Raw genomic sequence first — 19154 nt, 5'->3', positions numbered from 1 at the left:
CGCACAAGACCTCCGAGGTCTATGACGTGCTGCTGACGGCCATGGGCAAGCGGCGCCACCCGCTGCTGCTGTCCATCAGCACGGCGACCGGCAACACCACGGGCATCGGCAAGCAGCTCTGGGACTATGGCGTCCGCGTGCTGGAGGGCGCCCAGGAGGATGAGCGGCTGTTCACGCTGATCTATGCCGCCGATCCAGAGGACGACCCCTGGGATGAGGCGACCTGGGTCAAGGCCAACCCGAGCTGGGGGCAGGCGGTGCAGCCCGATGCGATCCGGGCCATCATGCGGCAGGCCAGGAACAACCTGGCGCAGGAGACCGCTGCTCGGACGCGGCACTTGAACATCTGGTCCGGCGCCGACGAAGCGCTGTTCTCGATGCGCGCTTGGCAGGCGTGCCGCAGCCCCGACCTGCGGCTGGAGGACCTTGAGGGGCAGGAGTGCCATCTCGGCCTCGACCTCGCCAGCCGCACCGACCTCGCGGCCTTGGTGCTGGTCTTCCCGCAGCATTGCCGCGAGACGGGCAAGACGACCTACGCCGCCTTCGCCCGTTGCTACCTGAATGAGGAGGCCGTTCTCGAGGCGCGGAATGCCTCGTACCCTGGCTGGGCAGCGGCGGAGCACCTCATCCTGACGCCGGGCAACGAGACTGACTTTCAAGCAATCGAGGACGACATCCTGGAGCTCAGCCGGCGCTTTCGGATCGCCAGTGTCGGCTACGACCCCTGGCAATCGACGCAGCTAGCCCAGCGGCTACGGGCGCAGTACGTCGAGATGGTGGAGTTCCGCTCGACCACGGCGAACTTCTCGCCGGCGATCATCGAGCTTGACGCTGCGATGCGCTCCGGCCGCCTTCAGCATGACGGCAACCCGGTGCTGGAGTGGTGCATCGGCAACGTCCTCGGTAAGCCGGACCGTCGGGGCAACCTCTACCCGACCAAGGCGCGGCCGGAACAGAAGATTGACGCGGCCGTGGCGCTCATCATGGCGATTGGTCGCTCGATGACTGAGCCGGAGCAGTTCACCAGCATCTTCGAGCGGGCGGAGTTGTGGATGGCGTGACGACGTTAGAACCCACCGTTATGAACTCGGGCATAGCCTTCTGAAGAGAGTACCATCGGCACGTAGCTGCGGCATGAGTATGTGCAGAGCCTGCCAGCGGCGAGCATAGAGGAACGGCGAACGCCGCAGGTTGTTGCGCCATCGCGCGCCAATTTCCTTGCTGCATTGCACCGGGCAGAACACGAAATTGTTATTTCGCCATCCTAAATATTCTAAATCACACTATGGTGTTACTGCGTCGTCAGTTCGTACCCGGAACTCGCAGCAGCTTCACCTAGAATTGGAACGCGACAAACTTCATCCGCTCTTGAGTACCGCACAGTCGCCCATCCGGAGGGACTCGATGACTATCGTCTTTCATCCGCTTGCCGGTGTGCGGAGACACCTGATGCGTTTGAGCGTGCCCCGCGCCGAGCCACGGCCATGTCGCAGCTCTTTTCACCGCGAAACTCGCTGCATCGCACCTACCACTGCTCCGGCAGCAGCACTACTTTTCGCTGCATTAGCAGTCGCCACCGGGACTGCCTCGGCTCAAAGCGGTCAGGACGAGTTGCGCAGAGCACCACGAGGCGATTTTCTTCCTGGCGTTGGGGCCGCTGACCCGCGGCAACGGGTCGACCTACCGCCGAACCATGGCGCTCGCTGGGGCGCGTGCAAACGGAGATCGGTGGGCGCTGCACTGGCACGTTGGTCGATGCGCGCACGGTACTCACCGCCGCGCACTGTCTGGTGGCATCGCGCTCGGGCCAGTTTGTCCAAGCGCGTTCGGTCCATTTCCTACTCGGCTACAATCTCGGTCAGTACACAGGGCATGCGCGAGTTATCTCCTATACGGTCGGGCCGGGCTTCACCCCCGGAGTGGCAGCTATGGGACCAGCGGGTGCGGACTGGGCGCTGCTAACCCTCGAGCGGCCGATCGGTGCGCCGGGGCATATATTGCCCTTGCTGCGTGGTACGCCGCAGCCGGGATCACCGGTGATGTTGGGAGGATACCAGCAAGATCGGCCTGAAACGCTGTCTGCTGATACCGGGTGCCGTCTTGGATCCCTCACGCGAAGGCCTTCGGGGCACGTTCTGCTCGCCCATGACTGTGCTGCCACCCGCGGCGCGAGCGGAGCTCCGATGCTTGCTCGTCGTCCTGACGGAAGTGGTTGGGGAGTCGTTGGAGTTGCAGTCAGCACCAATGCGGACGCGACAGTCGCCAGCGGCCATGCCGTGCCTGCCGCCGCTATCGGAGCAAACCCTTAGCTGGTTCGTAATAGCGGCATCCGCGCAGCGGGGCAGGAACATAGGAGTAGGTGCGGCCAGAGGATTCCGGTTTCCGATCATAGGGTGCGACTTCCTGGAGCTCAGCCGCGCGTTCGAATTTGAGTATTGGTTACGACCGTGGGGCTGGCGCAGAGGCTACGGGCGCAGGACGTCGAGATAGTAGAGTTCCGCTCGACCACGGCCAACTCCTCGCCGGCGATCATCGAGCTGGACGCTGCCTTGCGCTCCGGCCGCCTCCAGCATGACGGCAACTTAATACTACAGTTGAGTTTAATATCAGGCGATCCTAGCTCCCTGTGAGCATGACGGCGATGGAGATGAGCCATGTCAGCGGACAGCGCGAGCGTCCTGGTCTGGCGTGAGGAGCTGGGTGCGCTGGAAGCGCGGTTGGGCGCGTTGTTTGTCCGGGCTGAGCCGAGACGGCAGGCTGGCCTGTATCTGGAAGGCCTGCTGAGCGCGGCGAAGCGCAAGAACGGCTGGCAGCTTGCCGAGTAGGTTGGTGATGCTCGGCCCTGGCGGACGCAGCGGGTTCTCAGCCACGTGCTGTGGGACCAGGACGCAGCCTGCGACCTGTGCCGCGACTACGTTCTCGAGCATCTCAGGGCACTGGACGGTGTGCTCATTGTCGATGAGACCGGTTTTCTCAAGTAAGGCGAGCATTCGGCCGGGGTGGCGCGGCAGTACAGCGGCACAGCCGGGCGGATCGAGAACCTCCAGATCGGCGTCTTCCTGGCCTACGCTAGCAGCAAGGGGCACGCGCTGATCGACCGCGAGCTCTAACTGGCCGAGGAGTGGTGCGGCGATGCCGCGCGGCGGGACGAGGCGGCCATTCCGGAGGCAGTGAGTTTCGCCACCAAGCCGGCGCTGGCCAGGCGGATGATCAGCCGCGCCCTTGATGCCGGCCTGCCCTGCGCCTGGGTGCTGGGCGATGAGATCTACGGCTCGGACCGCCGGCTGCGCATGGACCTGGAGCGGCGCGAGCAGCCCTTCGTGCTCGCTGTTCGCAGCAACGAGAAGCTCTGGGCGGTGCTGGATGAGCACCTCGGCCAGCATGCCGCGTCACGCCTGGCCGCCAGCCTGCCAGCCCGCGCCTGGCGGCGTCTCTCGGCGGGCGCTGGCAGCAAAGGGGAACGGCTCTACGATTGGGCCCGCTTGCGTCTCACCCGACTGCAGCAGCCGCCTTGGGATCATTGGCTGCTGGTCCGGCGCAGCCGCAAGGACCCGCAGGATCTCGCCTACTACGTTGTCTTCGGCCCAGACCAGACCACGCTGGCCAGCCTCGCGCAGGTGGCCGGCCGGCGCTGGACCATTGAGAAATGCTTCGAGGTGGCCAAGCAGGAAGTCGGCTTGGCCGATTACGAAATCCGCTCATGGCATGGCTGGTACCGGCACATCACCCTTTCCATGCTCGCGCTGGCCTTCCTTGCCGCGATGCGGGTGAAACTCAACGCGGTCACACTGCAAAAAAGGGGGCGGCACAATCTCGACCTCTGGTCGACCTCAGCATGGGCGAGATCCACCATCTCATCAGCGGCCTCCAGCATGCTGCCGGCATAGCGCTCGATTACCTTTCTGGCTGGTCATTGTGGCGGCGGATCCACCAAGCCATAGCCCAGCGCTGTCACTGGCAGCGGCACCAGCGGGAAGTGCGTGCCTAAACTCAACTGTAGTATTTAGTCCGGTCTCGCGAAGCTTGTCCGAATTCCAGAGGGCAGACCCAGTTCTGAAAGGCAAAAAACGTCCACGAAGGCCATTGATATCAACTTTTGGTAGACAGAAGCGAGCTGCTTTGGTAACCTACTCCTTATGTGCCAAGTCGCTTCGCTCCCTGCACTGCCGCCGCGCCAGCCGGATGGGCAAGTTTCCTGCCTTTCCGTAATCTTCGCGGCTGCTTTCGGATATCCGGTCCACGCTGATCCGAAAACCAATACTACGCTTGTCGGGAACGAGTTCGCGCCGGGGTACAAAGCAACTGACCAAGACGATGCGCGGTCCGCTGTTTGGGTCTGGGAGCCATGGCCTACTGCGGACAGACAAGGCGATTCCGCGGGAGGCACACTGCGCCTAGCCAAACCCAATATCTTTCCGGACATCGAATTTGCCGCCAAGCCGCCCCTGGTCCCGGATTGGCATCCCACGTTTTCAGACACGTACATAGACGTTGCGGCAGCCCTGACCGTTGGCGGCGATCAATCCGCCCTCAGCAGTAAAAAACCTACAATGACTAGCCCGCAACCCGAGACGCTCTCCCAAACGTCTCCTCACAGCAAAGGGCAGGCGGAAAGCCCCGCGAGTCCTGTCACTGCTCCCGCACCAATCCAGGCTACGCCAACGCCCGCACCTGTCCCGATCCTCTCTTCGATGCCGGTCGCGCCGGACGTGACGACATTGGCAGCAGCAACAATAGAAGTTCCGATCAAGGTCGAAGCAGCACCCGTGCCGGCGCCGTATTCACTGCATGTCTCGCGAGCGGCAGACTTCATCCATTCCCTCGGTGTGAATACCCACCTGGGAAACCCTTCGTATGACAACGTAGGGCTCGTCCTGGACCAACTGGCCTATATCGGCGTCCACCACATCCGCGATTGGTTCCCTGAACAGATCTGGCCACTGCAGTATGCACAGATCAGCACGCTCGCCTCGGCCGGGGTCAAGCTGGATGCCCTACTGCCGAATATCAACCCGGTCGACCTTGACGTCCATATCGCAAACCTAGCTGCCTTCGCTCACGCCCATCCTGGCGTGGTGACTTCGGTCGAGGGGCCGAACGAAATCGACGCCTCACCGATCGTCTATCGGGAAATGGAAGGGATTGACGCGGTGCAGGCCCTGCAGAAGGACCTCTATGCCGCGGTGCACGGCAACGCGGAGTTGGCTGGTGTGCCCGTCTACAACTTCACGACGGCATGGCTACCACCGAGCGCCTATGGCATCGGCGACATGTCGGCCTACGCAGACAACGCCAACGTTCATGGATACGTGCCCAACGGGCTTCGGCCAGCCGATTGGCTGCCGCAAACCATACAGAATTTCGCCTCGAATGTGCCTGGCAAGCCGATCGTGGTGACCGAGACCAACTACTACACGCTGCCGCAAGACTCTGACTGGGGTGGGGTCAACCAAGATGTTCAGGCAAAGTATGGCCTGTACACCGCGCTGGATAACTGGAAAGCCGGCATCGCCGCGACATTCTTCTACGAACTCCGGGATCAGGGTTCTGATGCCAATCGGGAGAATAACTTCGGTCTGTTCCAGGCGAACGGCTCACCCAAGTCCTTGGCCATCGCGTTGCACAATCTGACCACGATCCTCTCGGACCCTGGGGCCGGGGTGAACTCATTCGAGTTGAGGCCACTGACCATCTCATTTTCCGGGCTGCCTTGTACGGCCTCTGCGCAACTTCTGCAGAAGAGCGACGGCACCTCCGACCTCGTCGTCTGGGACGAGCAGCAGATCTGGGACTCCGTCCATCACGCTCAGCGGGCCGCGATGGCGTCGGACGTCACCATCTTCCTGCAGTCATCCGTCTCTGAGGTCCAGATCTTCGATCCTCTGTTGAGCAGCGCGCCAGTCACAACCTACCACGACGTCAGCCAGTTCACGTTCCATCTCCTAGACGCCCCCCTGGTTCTCCACCTCATCTGACGCTGAACCCCAGACGCATCCAGCCGAACGCAAGCCGTCAAGCGGTTTACCCGCTGGGCGCGGCTGATGATGCCGTCTCAATCTCAGGCCGAGAGGCGATGGCCGTCGCGGCAGTTGGCGCGTCTACAGACGATGCACTGTCGCCGTCACCGTCGCGCAGCGAGCGGTAAAGGCTGATTGTCTCCTGATTCATCCGCTCCGCCGTGAAGCGCTTCAGGAAGCGCTGGTGTCCTTTCTCGCCGTAGCTCGCCAGGGTGTCCCGGCTCACCGACCTGATCATCTCCGCGACCGTCTCCGGGTCGGACAGGTCGAAGAACCGGCCGGTGACCCCATCGACGACAACGTCCCGCAGTCCGCCCACCGGCGTGCAAAAGATTGGCAGCCCGGAGCGCATCGCCTCGAGAGCGACGATGGGCAGACCCTCCCATCGTGACGGCATGAGGAGCAGGTCGGCATGCGCGTACAACTCGACCACCTCGGCGCGGTCCCGCCATCCCAGCAGCGTGACGTTCTCAGGGATGGAGAGCTGCGTCTCGGCGGGTCCGACAACATAATCTCCAACCGCATAACACTCGGCCGCGTCACTCAGCCTCGCCATGACAGCAAGGCAGAAATCGAAACCCTTCTGCCGGTCGAAACGGCCGACAAACAGGACCCGGAGCTTGCCTCGGCGCTCCGCCTTCCAGGCAGCTCCGCCGGAAGATGAGGGGGGCAGCGCCTTAATGCCATTCTCGATGACGACGCATTTCGTGGCGGCGATGCCCGCGGCGACTGCATCTTCCTTCTCCGCGTGGGAGACGCAGACGACGCGGTCGGTGAACCGGGTGAGCAGCCTTTCGGCCGCGACTATCAACGGTCTGACCGAACTCGTGCGGGAGAAAGCCCAGCCATGCGGGCTGTAGACAACTTTCGGCCGCCGGAAGCCGACCGCTGCGCCCAGCCGTGACACGACGCCGGCAAAGGTCGAATGCACGTGGAGGATGTCAGTGGCCGTCTCCGCCACGACGCCCCGCGTCAGCTGGCCGAGGCGCAGCAGCCCGGCCACCGAGCCACGCTTGTGTTCGAACGATGTGACTACCAGCTTCGGGCTGTCGATCCGGACGATTGAGGCGGCATTGACTTCCGGTCCGACGACCGCGATGGACTCGACGGCGGGAGACTGGGCCTGGAACGCCACGGCTTCCTGCAGATAGCTTAGGACGCCTCCGCCTGGCGCTTCGGTCACATGGGCCAGGCGCAGCGGACGGCTCGCTGGCTCTATCGAGTCATCGGGCATTTCGAGCTCCGCTCCATTTTGCTGCGTGAATCGGTCAGCCGATGCGATGCGAGCGCCGCGCCTAAACCCCCATCGTTCCACAGGACACCGGCTGGGCGCGTCAGTACGCCCCGGAACCGGCGAGCACGACACGGACTGTCCTCAACAGGATCCAAGCATCGAGCCATACGGACCAGTTACTGACATAGAAGGCATCGGCGACCTCGCGGATCTTGAGGTCGCTGTTGCTCCGCGACGTGACCTGCCAGAAACCGGTCAGGCCGGGCGGCACATCCCGGCGCAACGCCTGGCCCGCCGGGCTGTACCGCGCCACCTCGCGGGTCGGCATGATGCGCGGCCCGACAAGGCTCATGTCGCCTCTGACGATGTTCAGCAGTTGCGGCAACTCGTCGATGCTCGAACGGCGCAGGAAGCTGCCGACCTTCGGGATGATGCGTGGGTCGTTCCGGAGCTTCAGGGTTCGCTCGAACTCAAAGCGCGCTGCTGGGTTGCTCGCCAGGTACTCCGCCAACCGCTTCTCGGCATCCGGAATCATCGTGCGGAGCTTATAGATCCGCACCGGCTGCCCATTCATGCCCTCCCGTGTCTGCGAGAAGAAGGCGGGGCCGGGACTCGCCAGCTTCACGGCCAGCGCCGCGAGCCCGATGATTGGCGTCGTCAGGATCAGGATCGGCAGCGAGACCAGGACGTCCACGGCCCGCTTCGCGCGCCGCTGGCTTTCCGAGAAGCGCGCCTGCCGCACCTCCGTCGCCAGGTACGGTCCGATGGGTCGCGGCCGCGCCCAGAGACTGCCCAGCAGTGTCGTATCGCTCAGCACCTGCACGCGGGAGAAGGTCGCCGCCAAGCTAGCCGCCAGTTCTTCGAACTGCTCGCGGTTCACCTCGTCCGGCCTCAGCGCCACCAGCGCGTGGCGGACCGGCCAGGGAAAGGTGCGGGTCTTGATCGCTCCGACGGGGCCGAGCACCGGCACCCCATGCATCGCCGGCGTCGCCAAGCGGCTGACGTCGCCGAAGATCCCGACTGGCACCATGCCCAGTTCCGGGTCCGCGCGCATCTCGCGGATCGCGGTCTCCGCCAAAGGACCCACGCCCACGATCACATAGGGCATGCAGTAGAAGCCGCTCCCGATGAGGGCCGCGCGCGTGAAGCTACGGGCAAAGTAGCAAGTCGGGATGGTGAACAGCCAGATGGCCAGTCCGACGAACCGGTATGCCTCGGTGTTTTCTGTAGCCAGCAGGGCGATCAGGTGGGACAGGCCGATCATCAGGGTGGTCAGCACTGATCGCCGTAACTCCTCGGGATGCGGCATGCCGAAGGAGGGATAAAGCCCCATCGCCCAGCGAAACAGCAACCAGCAACCGAAGACGGGCCACAGGCCCCAGAACAGCGGCGTCGTATCCCAAATCACGCTGCGGATAGCGTAGACGATGGCAGTGCAGACGGCAAAACTGAGCGTGTCGGCTAGAGCGAGCCCGATACCAGAGACCAGGCGCGCACGTCCAAACCGCGGGGCCACGGTGGCCGGACTCGATGACCTCACCTCACCCTGGCCGGTGCCTCGCCGGTCGGCACTCGACGCCAACGGGCGTCTCGGATCGCGTCCACCCGGACCGAAGGCAGCGTCCTCGGTCACCGCCCGTCCATGGGTGGTGCCGAATGCTGGGTCGGCGCTCGTGCGCCCCGTCTGTGACGACACCGGTTACAGCGCTTGGCCGGGCGCAGGCCCGCTTGCATACAATTGGTCAAAAAGGTGCAGCCGCTTCATAAAAACAGCCCCAGTCGGACATTCTTCTCATTAATAGACGAGAAAGGGGGCCGTCAATCGTGAAGCTAGATGCCTTCTCGAGATTGCGAAGTGTAATCCCGTAAGGCGAGCCGCACGGCTTGCTCCGCGGCAGACGCTTCCAACACGCTTCGCTCAACCTGCTCCATGCTCGTTTCGCCACGGCGGAACAGAAGGCTGGTGCGCATCCGGACCACATCAGCCTCGAGGAATACCGCGCAGCTGTTGCGGAGCGCTGCGGCTGCCTCAGCTCTGCTGGCCGACCGCTCGTCAGCCGCATCAAATGCCTCAAGCGCACGGAATAAGCTCGCCTGCGCGCCCACCACCGCGGCGCGCAAGCGGTTCTGCTCGTCGCTGTCGCCGCCCAAGGCGCGCGTGCCAAGGCTGAGGACATAAGCGTCAACTTGCCGCAAAAAAAACAGCGCAGCGGCCACCAAGCCCTGCTCTGCCTTCGCGGCAGTGGCCGGAGCCGCCGGCTCCGACGGGCTGTCCGGCGTCTCCATGCGGCCGATGAGGGCCACCACGCCGGATGCCGCGTCCCTCTCCTGCGCCTCGGGAGGGGCCGCAACCAGGCCAGTTTTCCGGGCGAAGAGCCGCGCTTTCGAGTCCGCGGTGGTGGCCTGCCGCGCGATGAGTTCCGACGCCTCGCGCGCCAGTTCGCCCAACGCTGCCAGCTGCTGCTCACTCCAGTCGTGGGGCTTGTGGTCCAGCACGCAGACGGTGCCAATGGCCTCGCCGCTGTCCACGACGATGGGCATGCCGGCATAGGCGACAATCCCACCGTTCCGCACCGCGGGATGGTCCTGGAAGTCCGGGCTCAGGCGCGCGTCGGAAATCACCAACGGCCGTACCGCCGCTACGGCGTAGCGGCACAGCGACATGGCCAGGGTCGTGTCATTCTCGGCGGCGAAAATACCCTTGGCCTGGAAAACACCTCCCGGGCCCTGGGCACTCTTGAAGAACTGGCGGTCGTCGCCCACCAGCGAGACGAGTGCCACGGATGCATTCATAATCTCGGATGCAGCCAAGGCGAGACAGTCAAACGCCTCTTCCGGTGGGCTGTCCAGCAGCCCCGTCCGACGCAGTGCCGCGAGGCGCTTCGGGTCGTTGATCGGGTCGGATGGCTGCGACATGGTCCAGGATCCCAGCTACATGAGCGCGGAGAAGGCTAGCCTCGCTCCTAGCGCAACGTGGAAATATCTAGCCCCGATGGGTTCGGTCTTGGTGAGCGCCCGTTCCGGCGACGATGGTAGACCCTGGCCGCTCTCCACGCCAGCCAATGGCCACGGCGCTGGCGCTCGGCGGCGCGGCCTGGGCTGCCCGCAACCCAGAGCGGTGGGCGTGGCTGGCAGACGCCGCCCCGTGGGGGCGGTTACCGGTCAGCTGCGCCGCCCGCGCGGTGAAGCAGGCGCCAGCGCCCAGGGCGAGCCACATCATCGGAGTCCGGAAGGTGTCGGTTGTGATGCCGGTCACCAGAATGCCGACGGCGCTCATGATGATCGGATAGGCGATCGCCGGCACGGTCCCACCGACGGTGGCGAAGGTCAGGGCCGCGCGACGGACAGACAGGATCAGGGTGCCCCAGATCGCCAGCCAGCCGGTGAGACCGACCAGCCCGAGCTCCGCGGCAATCCGGGCATAGAGTGAATAGGTGTTCGGCCAGGGTGCTTCCGGATGGACGAGCGATGCCCCGATCTCCGGGCTGAGGAACCCCCAGGGGGGCATGTGGAGCGAGGCCCGGAAGGCGAACTGGCCCAAGCCCGAGCCCAGCATCGGCTGCGAGGCGAAGATGTTCAGCGCCGTCACCTGGTAGGCGAGCCGCGACAGGTCCGACACCGAGTCACCGGCGACAACGTCGCTGATGAGCTGGTCGAGGCTCGCGCCATAGGCCCCGACGCCCCCGGCGATCCCGGTGAGCAGCAGCGCAGCGGCAAACCTGGCGGCCATGGTGTTGACCAAGCCACTGATGGGAAGGAACAGGAGACGCAGGGCGCCGAAACAGGCGACATTGGCGGCGAGCAGGAGCCATCCCGTACGCGCTTGCGAGGCTAGGATGAGGATCGTGAAGGCAGCCAGGAGCACGCTGTGGACAAGCCGCCTCGTCCCCCGCGTCATCATCACGGCGCACAGGAGCCACGGCCAGGCCAGGCCGGCGAAGTTGCCAAAGGCCGGGGGCTCGAAGGAAACGGTCCGGAGGCGCTTGTCCCATGCCTCAACCAGCTTGAGGTTCACCGCATTGTTCCAGGGTTGCACCTCCTGGTCGGAGCCGGCGTGGACTGCCGCGTCCAGGGCCGTGTACACCGGAAGCGTCACCCCTGCCCGATGCGCCCCCTCCACCAGGCCATACCCGATGCACAGCACCGCGCTGAGGCAGATCGGCAGAATGAGACAGGCATACCATCGCCCGGGCGCGACGGCGCAGGTCATCCCGGCAAGCACGAGACCGTAGACCAGGACGCCGGCCGCCGTGACCATTTTGGGCGCGCCGCTCCGGCCATGGAATGTGGCGACGGCGATCTCCGCAGCATTCCACATGGCGGCGAGGAGGACGGCGCTGAGAATAATGGCGGCCGCCCCACCTAGAAAACGGAGACCCAGGGGCGGACGCACCGCACGCACCAGCCCCGCCCCGGTGGCCTTCAGGACCTGCACGCCCATTGCGGCCGCGAAGAAATAGAAGGATGCCTCGTTGCTCAACTCGCCGATGGCTCCCAGACCGGGGATCGCGTCGAAGGGCACCGCGACCACCCCCAGCGCGAACAGGACCGCGACCAGCTTATCGAGCATGTCCGGTGACGGCGATGCGGTTGCCGCGCGTGATGCCTGGGACGATGTCGAGCACGACTATCGCATCCCCGATCGTGGCACGAACCTTCTGTTCTGGATCGGACGACCTGACCCAGGCGACGATGTGCTCGACACCTGCCTCCTCGAATAGGAGAGCCTGGACGAGGGGATGTCCTGTCTCCAGGCGACGGCGGAAATCCATGCGCAGCAGGCGGGGGAGCAGCGCGCCGTCCAGCCCGCTCTTGGCGGCGCCTTGTGCGGTGACCAAGCCGAAATGGGACTCGGGATTGAGCGGCTCGTTCCGCGAATCCTTCCATTCGTACCAGACCGTCGCCGCCACGCCGCTCGCCAGATTGGCCAGGTAGGTCCGGGCCAGGTAGGCGGCCTGGGTCTCGGGGCCGACCGCCGAGGTCGGGTACCCCCATTCCGTGCAGAGCATCGGCAGGACGCGTGCCCGAGGCGACAGGCGGTCCAGGAGGGTGCGGCTCGCCATGTTTTCGGGCGCCACGCTCTCCGGGTCCGGCTGCACCCCGCCCTGGATGCGGTAGCTGTGCATGCTCAGGCCGGCGAGGCAGTCGAGGGCATCCGTCCTGGACAGCGCGGAGAAGAACTGGGGCACGCGGTGGGGCAGGGCGGCCGTGGCGGGGGCGAGCACGGCGGCAGTCGGCGACGCTGCCTTGATCGCCGCGCAGGCCGTGCTGACCAATCTCGCGTAACTCTCCGGATGCGGTGCCGGTGGCCAGAAGATCCGTGAGTCCGGCTCGTTCCAGATCTCCCAGGTGACGGAGCGCCCCGCATACCGCCGGGCGGCGGCGGCGGCAAAGCGGGCGAAGGCGGCTCGTTCGGCGTCGGTGTCCGGTGGCGCCGCGACCCGCGTCCACCTGACCCCCGGGTCGCGGGGCAACTCCAGCATCCGGCTGTAGAGCGGATTGCCGGTCCCCAGGACCACGACGGATCCGAGGCCGGCGCGCTCAAGCTTCTCTATGAAGGCATCAGGACCGGACCAGTCGAACTCGCCGGTTACTTTCTCGACGGCGTCCCAGGCGATCCCCCACCGGACGAAACCGAAGCCGAGACCCTTAATCCGCTCGAGATCGGATGGCGCGATATGCCAGACCTGGACATGAATCCCGAGACCCGCAGGAACTCGGTCCGGTTGGGCCGCCGTCCCGGGGCGCGACCAGGCCGCAAGCGCGACGAGCAGCAGCACCGCCCAGGCGCAACCCCGCCCGGATACGCGCGCCGGCTTTGCGCGGCCCGTCATCGGTCGCGCCTCGGCCCGGCCGCATCGGCCCGCAGGCCGTCCCCGATCACTTCGACGCTGTCGCCGGGCTGCAACGCCATATCGAGTTCGGCCCGGAGGCGCGCGATCGCCCCATGGTCTCGGCGCCGGACCAGGATCTCGGGCACTACGGCGCCACCATTCGCAGCCGCCGCCCCGTCAGTCCGGCTTGCGATGCGCTCCCGCGCCGACTGCAGGTGGAATCGCGCCTTGCCCGCCGCTGCGAAAGCATCCCGCAATTGTTCGAGCTGGTTGGCCCGGCGCTGGTCATCGAAGGTCTTGAGCTGCTGCTCGCGCTCCTCGGCCTCGCGCCGTGCCTGCGCGAGTCGCACTTGCACCTCCAGGATCTGCGATCGTGCCTGGGCGAGGCTCCGCTCTGCGATCTCTGTCCGGACGGCGGTGCCCACGCCGCGCTCGAGGAGGCTGCTGGCACGGCCGGCTTCGGTGAAGGCCTGGTCGTAGCTCGCTCGCTGCTGCCGCTCCGCATGCTCGAGCATCGTGATTTCAGCGCGCGCCACCGCCAGCATGCGTTCCAGACCAGTCTTCTCGTTCGCCCGGGCCTGGCGTTCGGCCTCCATCTGCCGCGCTTCGGTGGCGACGATGTCGCGCAGGACTGCCTCCGGCACGCCCGGCCTTTCGGTGTTGGCCGCTGGGTCGAAACTCACCGCGCCCGACAGCTCCGCCTCAAGTCGCGCGATCCGTACCTGCTGCCGCGCCAATTCGATCGCCGTCGCGCCGTAATCGGCGCGCGCCTCTGACGCCTGGGCCGCCGTCAGCCGCCCCAACCCGCGGGTGACGTCGAGCCCACCGGCCAGGGCGACCGCAGCGCGTACCGTCATGCCCGGCCGGTAGCGGTACTCGCCGGGCCGGGCCACGTCGCCGTCCACGTAGACCGGAGCGTATTCGAACACCGAGACGATGGTCTGGCCACGCTGCACCACGTTGCGGGCCACCAGCAACGCTTGGATCCGCTGGCCGAATTCGGTCAGGCCGACATCCGTCGCCTTCACCTGGCCGAGCACAGGCAGGGTGATGTCGCCGTTGTCGTCCACGGTCACGCGGCGGTTCAGGGCCGGTGCACCGGCCACCATCAGCTCCAGCACGTCGCCGCGCTGGGGCATGTAGTCCGCCCGCGCCGGAGCCGGTGCGAGCAGGAGGAGGCCGGCGACTAAGCAGCCGCGCAGGAGCGTCGCCATCACCTCAGCTCCACCGCGCAGTGGCGCGACCGCCACGCTCCGAGCCGTACACCTGCGCGTAGGCCTGGTCGTAGGTGGAAAGCTGACCGACATCGACCCGCGAGATGGCAAGGCCGGCCAGGCGCGCGCCGCTCTCCTGGATCACCCGCAAAGCTTCCTGCAGGGCGCTCCAGGTTGTCGAGCCCCAACGGACGACGACAATCACCTGGTCGGACAAAGGCGCGAGCATCACCGCATCCCCCACCACCAACACCGGCGGGGAGTCGATCAGGATGACGTCGAACCGCGCCCGCCAAGTTTTCAGTTGCGAGCGCAAGAGGCTAGAGCCGAGCACGGACAGCGGATGCGCATGGGGGCTGCCCGCCGTCAGGACGTGAACCCCCGTGGCCCGGTCCAAGCGGATGGCACGCTCCAGCCCGCCCTCCGCGTCCAGGCTGTCGGCCAGGCCGGGGGCGGGCTCGAGACCGAAGATCTGCTGGAGGGCCGGGGAGCGCAGGTCCGCATCGACGAGCAGCACGCGGTCGCCACAGGCGGCCATGGACGCGGCCAGCGCGGCCGAGGTTGTGGACTTGCCCTCGGCCGGCAGCGCGGAGGTGAGCAGCAGCACGACCCCGCTCTCCGGACGCTGCCGGAGCAAGGTCGAGACGGCCGCATGCAGCGAGGTTACCGACGCCGAGAAGGCAGGCATGGCCTCGCTCATGAGTACCGCGATCCCCCTCTCGGACCGCTGGCTTCCGGCAGACTCAGGAATGACCCCGAGGGCGCGCAGGCCGCGGCGAGCGACCTCCTCCGTGCTCAGCACCGTCTGCTGCGCCTGGAACTCCTTCAGCAGCACCGAGGCCAAGCCGGCGGCGATCGCGCAAAAGGCTCCGATGCCGAGCACGAGGGCTGGGTTGGGCAGCGAGGGTGCCGGAGGCGGCGTGGCTTCGGCCACGACCGACATGCGGACGATCTGGAAGCCTGCCCGCTCGGCCAGGCTCAGCCGCGCCAGGAAGCTTTCATCCTCGGCGACGAACTGCGCCAAGGCGTTGACGATCGCAGCGGCGAGCTCGGGGTCGGAGGAGGAATAGGCGACCCGCAGCTGGGCCGAGCGCCCGATCCGGTCGATGCTGATCCCGTTGCGCAGCTCGCCGGCGATCGCGTCGATCGGATTCATCGGTCCGACCGGATCGCGCACGCCCGGCCGGCCGAGCAATGAACCGATGGATCGCCGCAGCCGGATGAGCAACGGAGGCGCCTGGCGGACAGCGCGGGCGAATTCCGGCCTGCCGACGAGGTCGAGGTCGCTCGCCACTTGGCGCAGGGCCGCTTGCGACCGCAGGAGGGCGGTCGCGCCGTCGATGTCGAGTTCACCGCGAAACGGATCGCGAGCCTGCTCGCCCGTCAGCTCCGGTTGCCGGGTCCCCACCAGCAGCATCGCCTGCGCGATGAAGCGATCCGGGACCAGCAGGAGATAAGCCGGTGCGACCAGGAATATCGGCGCGAAGACTAGGAGGAAGCGCCACTTCCGGCGCCATAGGATGCGAAGCCCGCGACTGAGGCCAGCGCGCGGATCGGGTGGCAGTCGTGCTGCTGCGTCCAGCCAAGCGGCGTCCGAAGGCACCGATGTGTTTGAAGCTTGTGGTTGAATGAACCGAGCTCCCGTTAATCCTCCACCGCCGACGCCGGTCGCGCGCCTGTCCTGGTCCCAGGACGAGGTTCGATCGCCATGGCAACAGCGTGACGTCCTCGTTCCGGGTGGCTACATCCGACAAACGCGCAGGTCGTCCGGTGATGTTCATAAAAATAGCGGAAGTCTCGGGAATTTGCCATCCATACGGCTCCGATGTTCATGTAAGGCCTAACCGGGAGACCGGCAGGTATGGCGCCACGAGGGAAGGATCATGCGGCGCGGCGGCTCCGAACCGGACCTGGCGGCGGCGGAGCAGTGCACGAACGACATGGAATCGCGATCCACTTCCGCAAGCCGAGGTCTGGTCCACCGCATTGCCAGGCATGGAACCTCTGGTCTCCCCTTTGTCTTGCGGCTCGCGAGCCTCGCTGGCAAGTTTGGACTGTCGCTCTATATCGTCCGGTATCTGTCTCTTGATGATCTCGGCCTGTATGGCCTGGTCTTCTCCGCCTCGATGATCGCGGTTGTCCTATATGGCGGACGCATCGATCACGATTTGGCACGACGAATCGTGGACATGCCGGCCAGCGAGACCCGTGCGCTGCTGCGGGACAAGACCGTTTTCTTTCTCTTCAACTACGCGGCTACCCTGCCACTCGTCTTCGTGATGTACGCCTTCCGCAGCGAGACGCTGGCTTTTCTCCTGCTGGCTTACCTGGTCTGCTGCCTCGAGAGCTATGCGAACCTACTTTTCGTCACCACCAACTACCTCGGCCGGCCAATCCTCGCGAATGTCGCCTTCTTCATACGCGCTGGTCTCTGGTCGCTCCTGGTGGTCGCCATCGGACTTGTCCTGTCTCCGACCAGAACGCTGTGGGTCGTGCTGGCCTTCTGGGTGGCCGGGGCTTCGGCCAGCATTGCAGTTAACCTCTGGCATCTGGATGTGGTGCGCTGGCCGGGCCTTCGCGCGGTCGCCGTGGACTGGGGGCGGATCCGAAGCGCTTTGCGCCGAAGCTTCCCAATCTGGATCGGCTCGATTGGGCTAACCGGCGGATCATATCTGGACCGCTTCGTGTTGGGCGCCTTCCTCGATCTTAAAGTGGTCGGCTTGGCAACCTTCTACACCTCCTTCACCGCGGCCATCGTAACCCTGGTGAGCAGCGGCGTCCTGAACGTGGCGGCGCCGAAGCTCGTCGGCAGCGCCTCGCGGGCCGACGCCGACAGCTACAACCGCGAGCTCCGGCGGGCCGGGTTGACCGTGGCGGCCCTCGGCGGCGGTTTGTGCCTGATGGTTTGGATCGTCGTCGTCCAGTTCGCTGCGGCCCTGCACCTGCGCGAGATCGAGGAGAGCCTGCTTGCTCTCGGCCTTCTGCTGATCGCGACCCTGGTGCGTCTCATCGCGGAAACGGGCTTTTATGGTCTCTATTCACGCCACCGGGACAGGGCCATCTGGGTCGGCAACATCGCCTTCCTCGTCGCGTCCCTGCTGTTCAACCTATTGCTGGTGCCAGTCCTGGGCCTTACCGGGCTGGGCGTCGCCAGTGTCCTGGCCAACCTGCTCCTGCTGGCCCTCCGGCGCGAGGGACTCCGCGCCTTCCGGGGCGGATAGGGCCGGTTGAAGCCGCATTGGCTCGAACTGCTGGAAGGATCACATGCAAAGTCTCCACCCGGAACTGGTGCGGCGGGACCAGCGCCCGATCGGAAATGACACGGCGGAAGTCCGGCTGTTCGGTGTCCTGCGCGACGAAATGCTCCGCCTCCCGTATTTCCTGGAGTACTATCGCAAGCTCGGCGTAACGCGCTTCTTCCTCATCAGCAACATGTCGCGCGACGGTTCCGAGGAATACCTGCTCCAGCAGCCCGACTGTCACGTCTTCTTCACGGCCGCGTCGTATGGAAAGAGCCGGGCCGGTGTGACGTGGCTGAACTCACTTCTGGATGTCTATGGATTGTCCCACTGGATTGTCCTCGCCGACATTGACGAGTTGCTCGTCTACCCGAACTGCGAGCACGCGGATCTGCCGCGGTTCTGCGACTGGCTGGGTAGGTCGGGTCACGAGGCGATATATGCGTTGCTGCTCGACATGTACAGCAAGCGGCCCATCCGCGATCTGCGCTACGAACAGGGCGAGGACTTCAGGCGGACCTGCCAGTACCACGACGGCACCTACTTCCTCGTTCGCCGGTACGGCTTCCCGAATCCGGCTTCCGCCTTCCCGCCGTTTGAGCACATCGGTGGCCCGCGCCTGCGTCTCTGCTTCGAAGAGCAGCACACACCGACCGTCTGGCCGCGCTTGAAGCCGAAGCTGGAGCGTCGTGCCCTCAGCGTCGCTCATCAGCTTGGACTATTCAAGGAACGGCGACCTCCAACTGTCGCCACCCAGGCCTTCAAGGTGCCGCTCGTCAAGTGGCGGCAGGGAAATGCCTTCATCAACAGCCACCGGCTCAACCCCGTGAAGCTCGCCCCCGTGACCGGTGCGCTGCTGCATTTCAAGTACTTCCAAGACTTCAGCAGGAAAATCGAGGACGCTCTGCAGAACGGGGAACATTATGGTGGCTCCGTCGAGTACAGCCGCTATGCCGAGCTTCTCGAGAAGAATCCAACCCTTTCGCTCGCGGATGCAGACAGCGTCGAGTATTCCTCCAGCCAAGGCTTGGTCGACCGCGGTCTGCTCCGGACCGTCCACGAGTGGACGGCGGAGAACTCGATGGTGCCAGCCTAGTTGCGCAGTCCCGGATTGTCGTGGTCGGTCTCTCGTGAGCAGAAGGACGCTCGATGGCAATAGAAAACATTCAGGCGCGTCGATTGGCGCGCTTCATCGTGCAGACATCTCGGTACGACCCATGCTTGCACAAACAAAATCATTCTTCGAACTGATCGCCGATGACGCCAGGGCGTTTGGTCGGGAGCGCCTCTCGGTCGCTTTCTGTCTTATGGCCCTGTTAGGCCTGAATAAGTTTTCTGCCGTTTTCCTATATCGCGTCCAAGCGCTATTCTTCGGTGGGCGGTTTCCGCTCTCCACACTGGCGAAGCTAGCCGGGAGATGGAACTCCATATGCAACGGCTGCGATTTTTCAGCGTACGCTATAGTTGGCCAGGGGCTGCATATACCTCACTCGATCGGCATCGTGGCTGGAGCTATAACTGCAGGATTCAACCTCACTATACTACAAAATGCCAACCTAGCCTTAGAGCCTGTCCGAGAAGTTTATGAGCGGCCAAGCGCCTTGCCATCAGCTTGA

11 protein-coding genes and 2 pseudogenes are annotated in these 19154 nt (G+C 65.1%); 6 read left to right on the top strand and 7 right to left on the bottom strand.

Annotated features, from left to right (window positions below; genetic code table 11):
* From AC5JJ6_RS14370 to AC5JJ6_RS14355, 4 genes and pseudogenes are all read left to right on the top strand, one after another.
* The coding region (locus AC5JJ6_RS14370; RefSeq protein WP_496042703.1) for a terminase TerL endonuclease subunit at positions 1-1061 on the top strand (1061 nt) is incomplete at its 5' end.
* 639 nt (positions 1062-1700) lie between these two features.
* Positions 1701-2309 (top strand): annotated as a pseudogene (locus AC5JJ6_RS14365) (trypsin-like serine peptidase); the annotation flags it as partial.
* Between the two features lie 345 nt (positions 2310-2654).
* Positions 2655-3887, top strand: a pseudogene (locus AC5JJ6_RS14360) (IS701 family transposase).
* An 804-nt stretch (positions 3888-4691) separates the two neighbouring features.
* Positions 4692-5975, top strand: a complete 1284-nt coding sequence (locus tag AC5JJ6_RS14355; protein WP_496042702.1) for a hypothetical protein — start codon at positions 4692-4694, stop codon at positions 5973-5975.
* 46 nt (positions 5976-6021) lie between these two features.
* Here the strand turns inward: AC5JJ6_RS14355 and AC5JJ6_RS14350 are convergent, their stop codons facing one another.
* From AC5JJ6_RS14350 to AC5JJ6_RS14320, 7 genes are all read right to left on the bottom strand, one after another.
* On the bottom strand, positions 6022-7251 hold the full coding sequence (locus AC5JJ6_RS14350) for a glycosyltransferase (RefSeq protein ID WP_496042701.1): 1230 nt from the start codon (positions 7249-7251) through the stop codon (positions 6022-6024).
* Between the two features lie 100 nt (positions 7252-7351).
* Positions 7352-8833 (bottom strand): exopolysaccharide biosynthesis polyprenyl glycosylphosphotransferase, encoded by a 1482-nt coding sequence (locus tag AC5JJ6_RS14345; RefSeq protein ID WP_496042700.1) that lies wholly within the window; start codon positions 8831-8833, stop codon positions 7352-7354.
* A gap of 248 nt (positions 8834-9081) precedes the next feature.
* Positions 9082-10167, bottom strand: coding sequence for a GAF domain-containing protein (locus AC5JJ6_RS14340; protein ID WP_496042699.1), 1086 nt, complete (start codon positions 10165-10167; stop codon positions 9082-9084).
* Positions 10168-10234: 67 nt separating this feature from the next.
* Positions 10235-11821, bottom strand: coding sequence for an O-antigen ligase family protein (locus AC5JJ6_RS14335; RefSeq protein WP_496042698.1), 1587 nt, complete (start codon positions 11819-11821; stop codon positions 10235-10237).
* The gene (locus AC5JJ6_RS14330) at positions 11811-13085 is read right to left on the bottom strand and encodes a glycoside hydrolase 5 family protein (RefSeq protein WP_496042697.1); all 1275 of its coding nucleotides are present in this window, start codon (positions 13083-13085) and stop codon (positions 11811-11813) included. The genes AC5JJ6_RS14335 and AC5JJ6_RS14330 overlap by 11 nt, the downstream gene beginning before the upstream one ends.
* Positions 13082-14299 (bottom strand): polysaccharide biosynthesis/export family protein, encoded by a 1218-nt coding sequence (locus AC5JJ6_RS14325; RefSeq protein WP_496042696.1) that lies wholly within the window; start codon positions 14297-14299, stop codon positions 13082-13084. Before AC5JJ6_RS14325 ends, AC5JJ6_RS14330 begins: the two co-directional genes overlap by 4 nt.
* A 4-nt stretch (positions 14300-14303) precedes the next feature.
* Entirely contained in the window at positions 14304-15902 is a 1599-nt protein-coding gene (locus AC5JJ6_RS14320) for a CpsD/CapB family tyrosine-protein kinase (RefSeq protein ID WP_496042695.1), read from the bottom strand.
* A 418-nt stretch (positions 15903-16320) separates the two neighbouring features.
* Here AC5JJ6_RS14320 and AC5JJ6_RS14315 point away from each other — a divergent pair, with 418 nt between their 5' ends.
* Positions 16321-17520 carry a lipopolysaccharide biosynthesis protein gene (locus tag AC5JJ6_RS14315; protein ID WP_496042694.1) on the top strand — a complete coding sequence of 400 codons (1200 nt, stop codon included), beginning with the start codon at positions 16321-16323 and terminating at the stop codon, positions 17518-17520.
* A 43-nt stretch (positions 17521-17563) separates the two neighbouring features.
* Entirely contained in the window at positions 17564-18634 is a 1071-nt protein-coding gene (locus AC5JJ6_RS14310; RefSeq protein ID WP_496042693.1) for a glycosyltransferase family 2 protein, read from the top strand.
* The last annotated feature ends 520 nt before the right edge of the window (positions 18635-19154 follow it).

This window comes from Skermanella sp., assembly GCF_059503625.1.
The sequence above is the reverse complement of the archived record's forward strand: the minus strand, read 5'-3'. Positions and strand labels throughout refer to the sequence as shown.

What these genes read in the sequence shown, in the direction of transcription:
- AC5JJ6_RS14355 (WP_496042702.1), top strand. Translation starts at nt 4,692, where the DNA reads ATGCCGGTCGCGCCGGACGTGACGACATTGGCAGCAGCAACAATAGAA.
- AC5JJ6_RS14350 (WP_496042701.1), bottom strand. Translation starts at nt 7,251, where the DNA reads ATGCCCGATGACTCGATAGAGCCAGCGAGCCGTCCGCTGCGCCTGGCC.
- AC5JJ6_RS14340 (WP_496042699.1), bottom strand. Translation starts at nt 10,167, where the DNA reads ATGTCGCAGCCATCCGACCCGATCAACGACCCGAAGCGCCTCGCGGCA.
- AC5JJ6_RS14335 (WP_496042698.1), bottom strand. Translation starts at nt 11,821, where the DNA reads ATGCTCGATAAGCTGGTCGCGGTCCTGTTCGCGCTGGGGGTGGTCGCG.
- AC5JJ6_RS14330 (WP_496042697.1), bottom strand. Translation starts at nt 13,085, where the DNA reads ATGACGGGCCGCGCAAAGCCGGCGCGCGTATCCGGGCGGGGTTGCGCC.
- AC5JJ6_RS14325 (WP_496042696.1), bottom strand. Translation starts at nt 14,299, where the DNA reads ATGGCGACGCTCCTGCGCGGCTGCTTAGTCGCCGGCCTCCTCCTGCTC.
- AC5JJ6_RS14310 (WP_496042693.1), top strand. Translation starts at nt 17,564, where the DNA reads ATGCAAAGTCTCCACCCGGAACTGGTGCGGCGGGACCAGCGCCCGATC.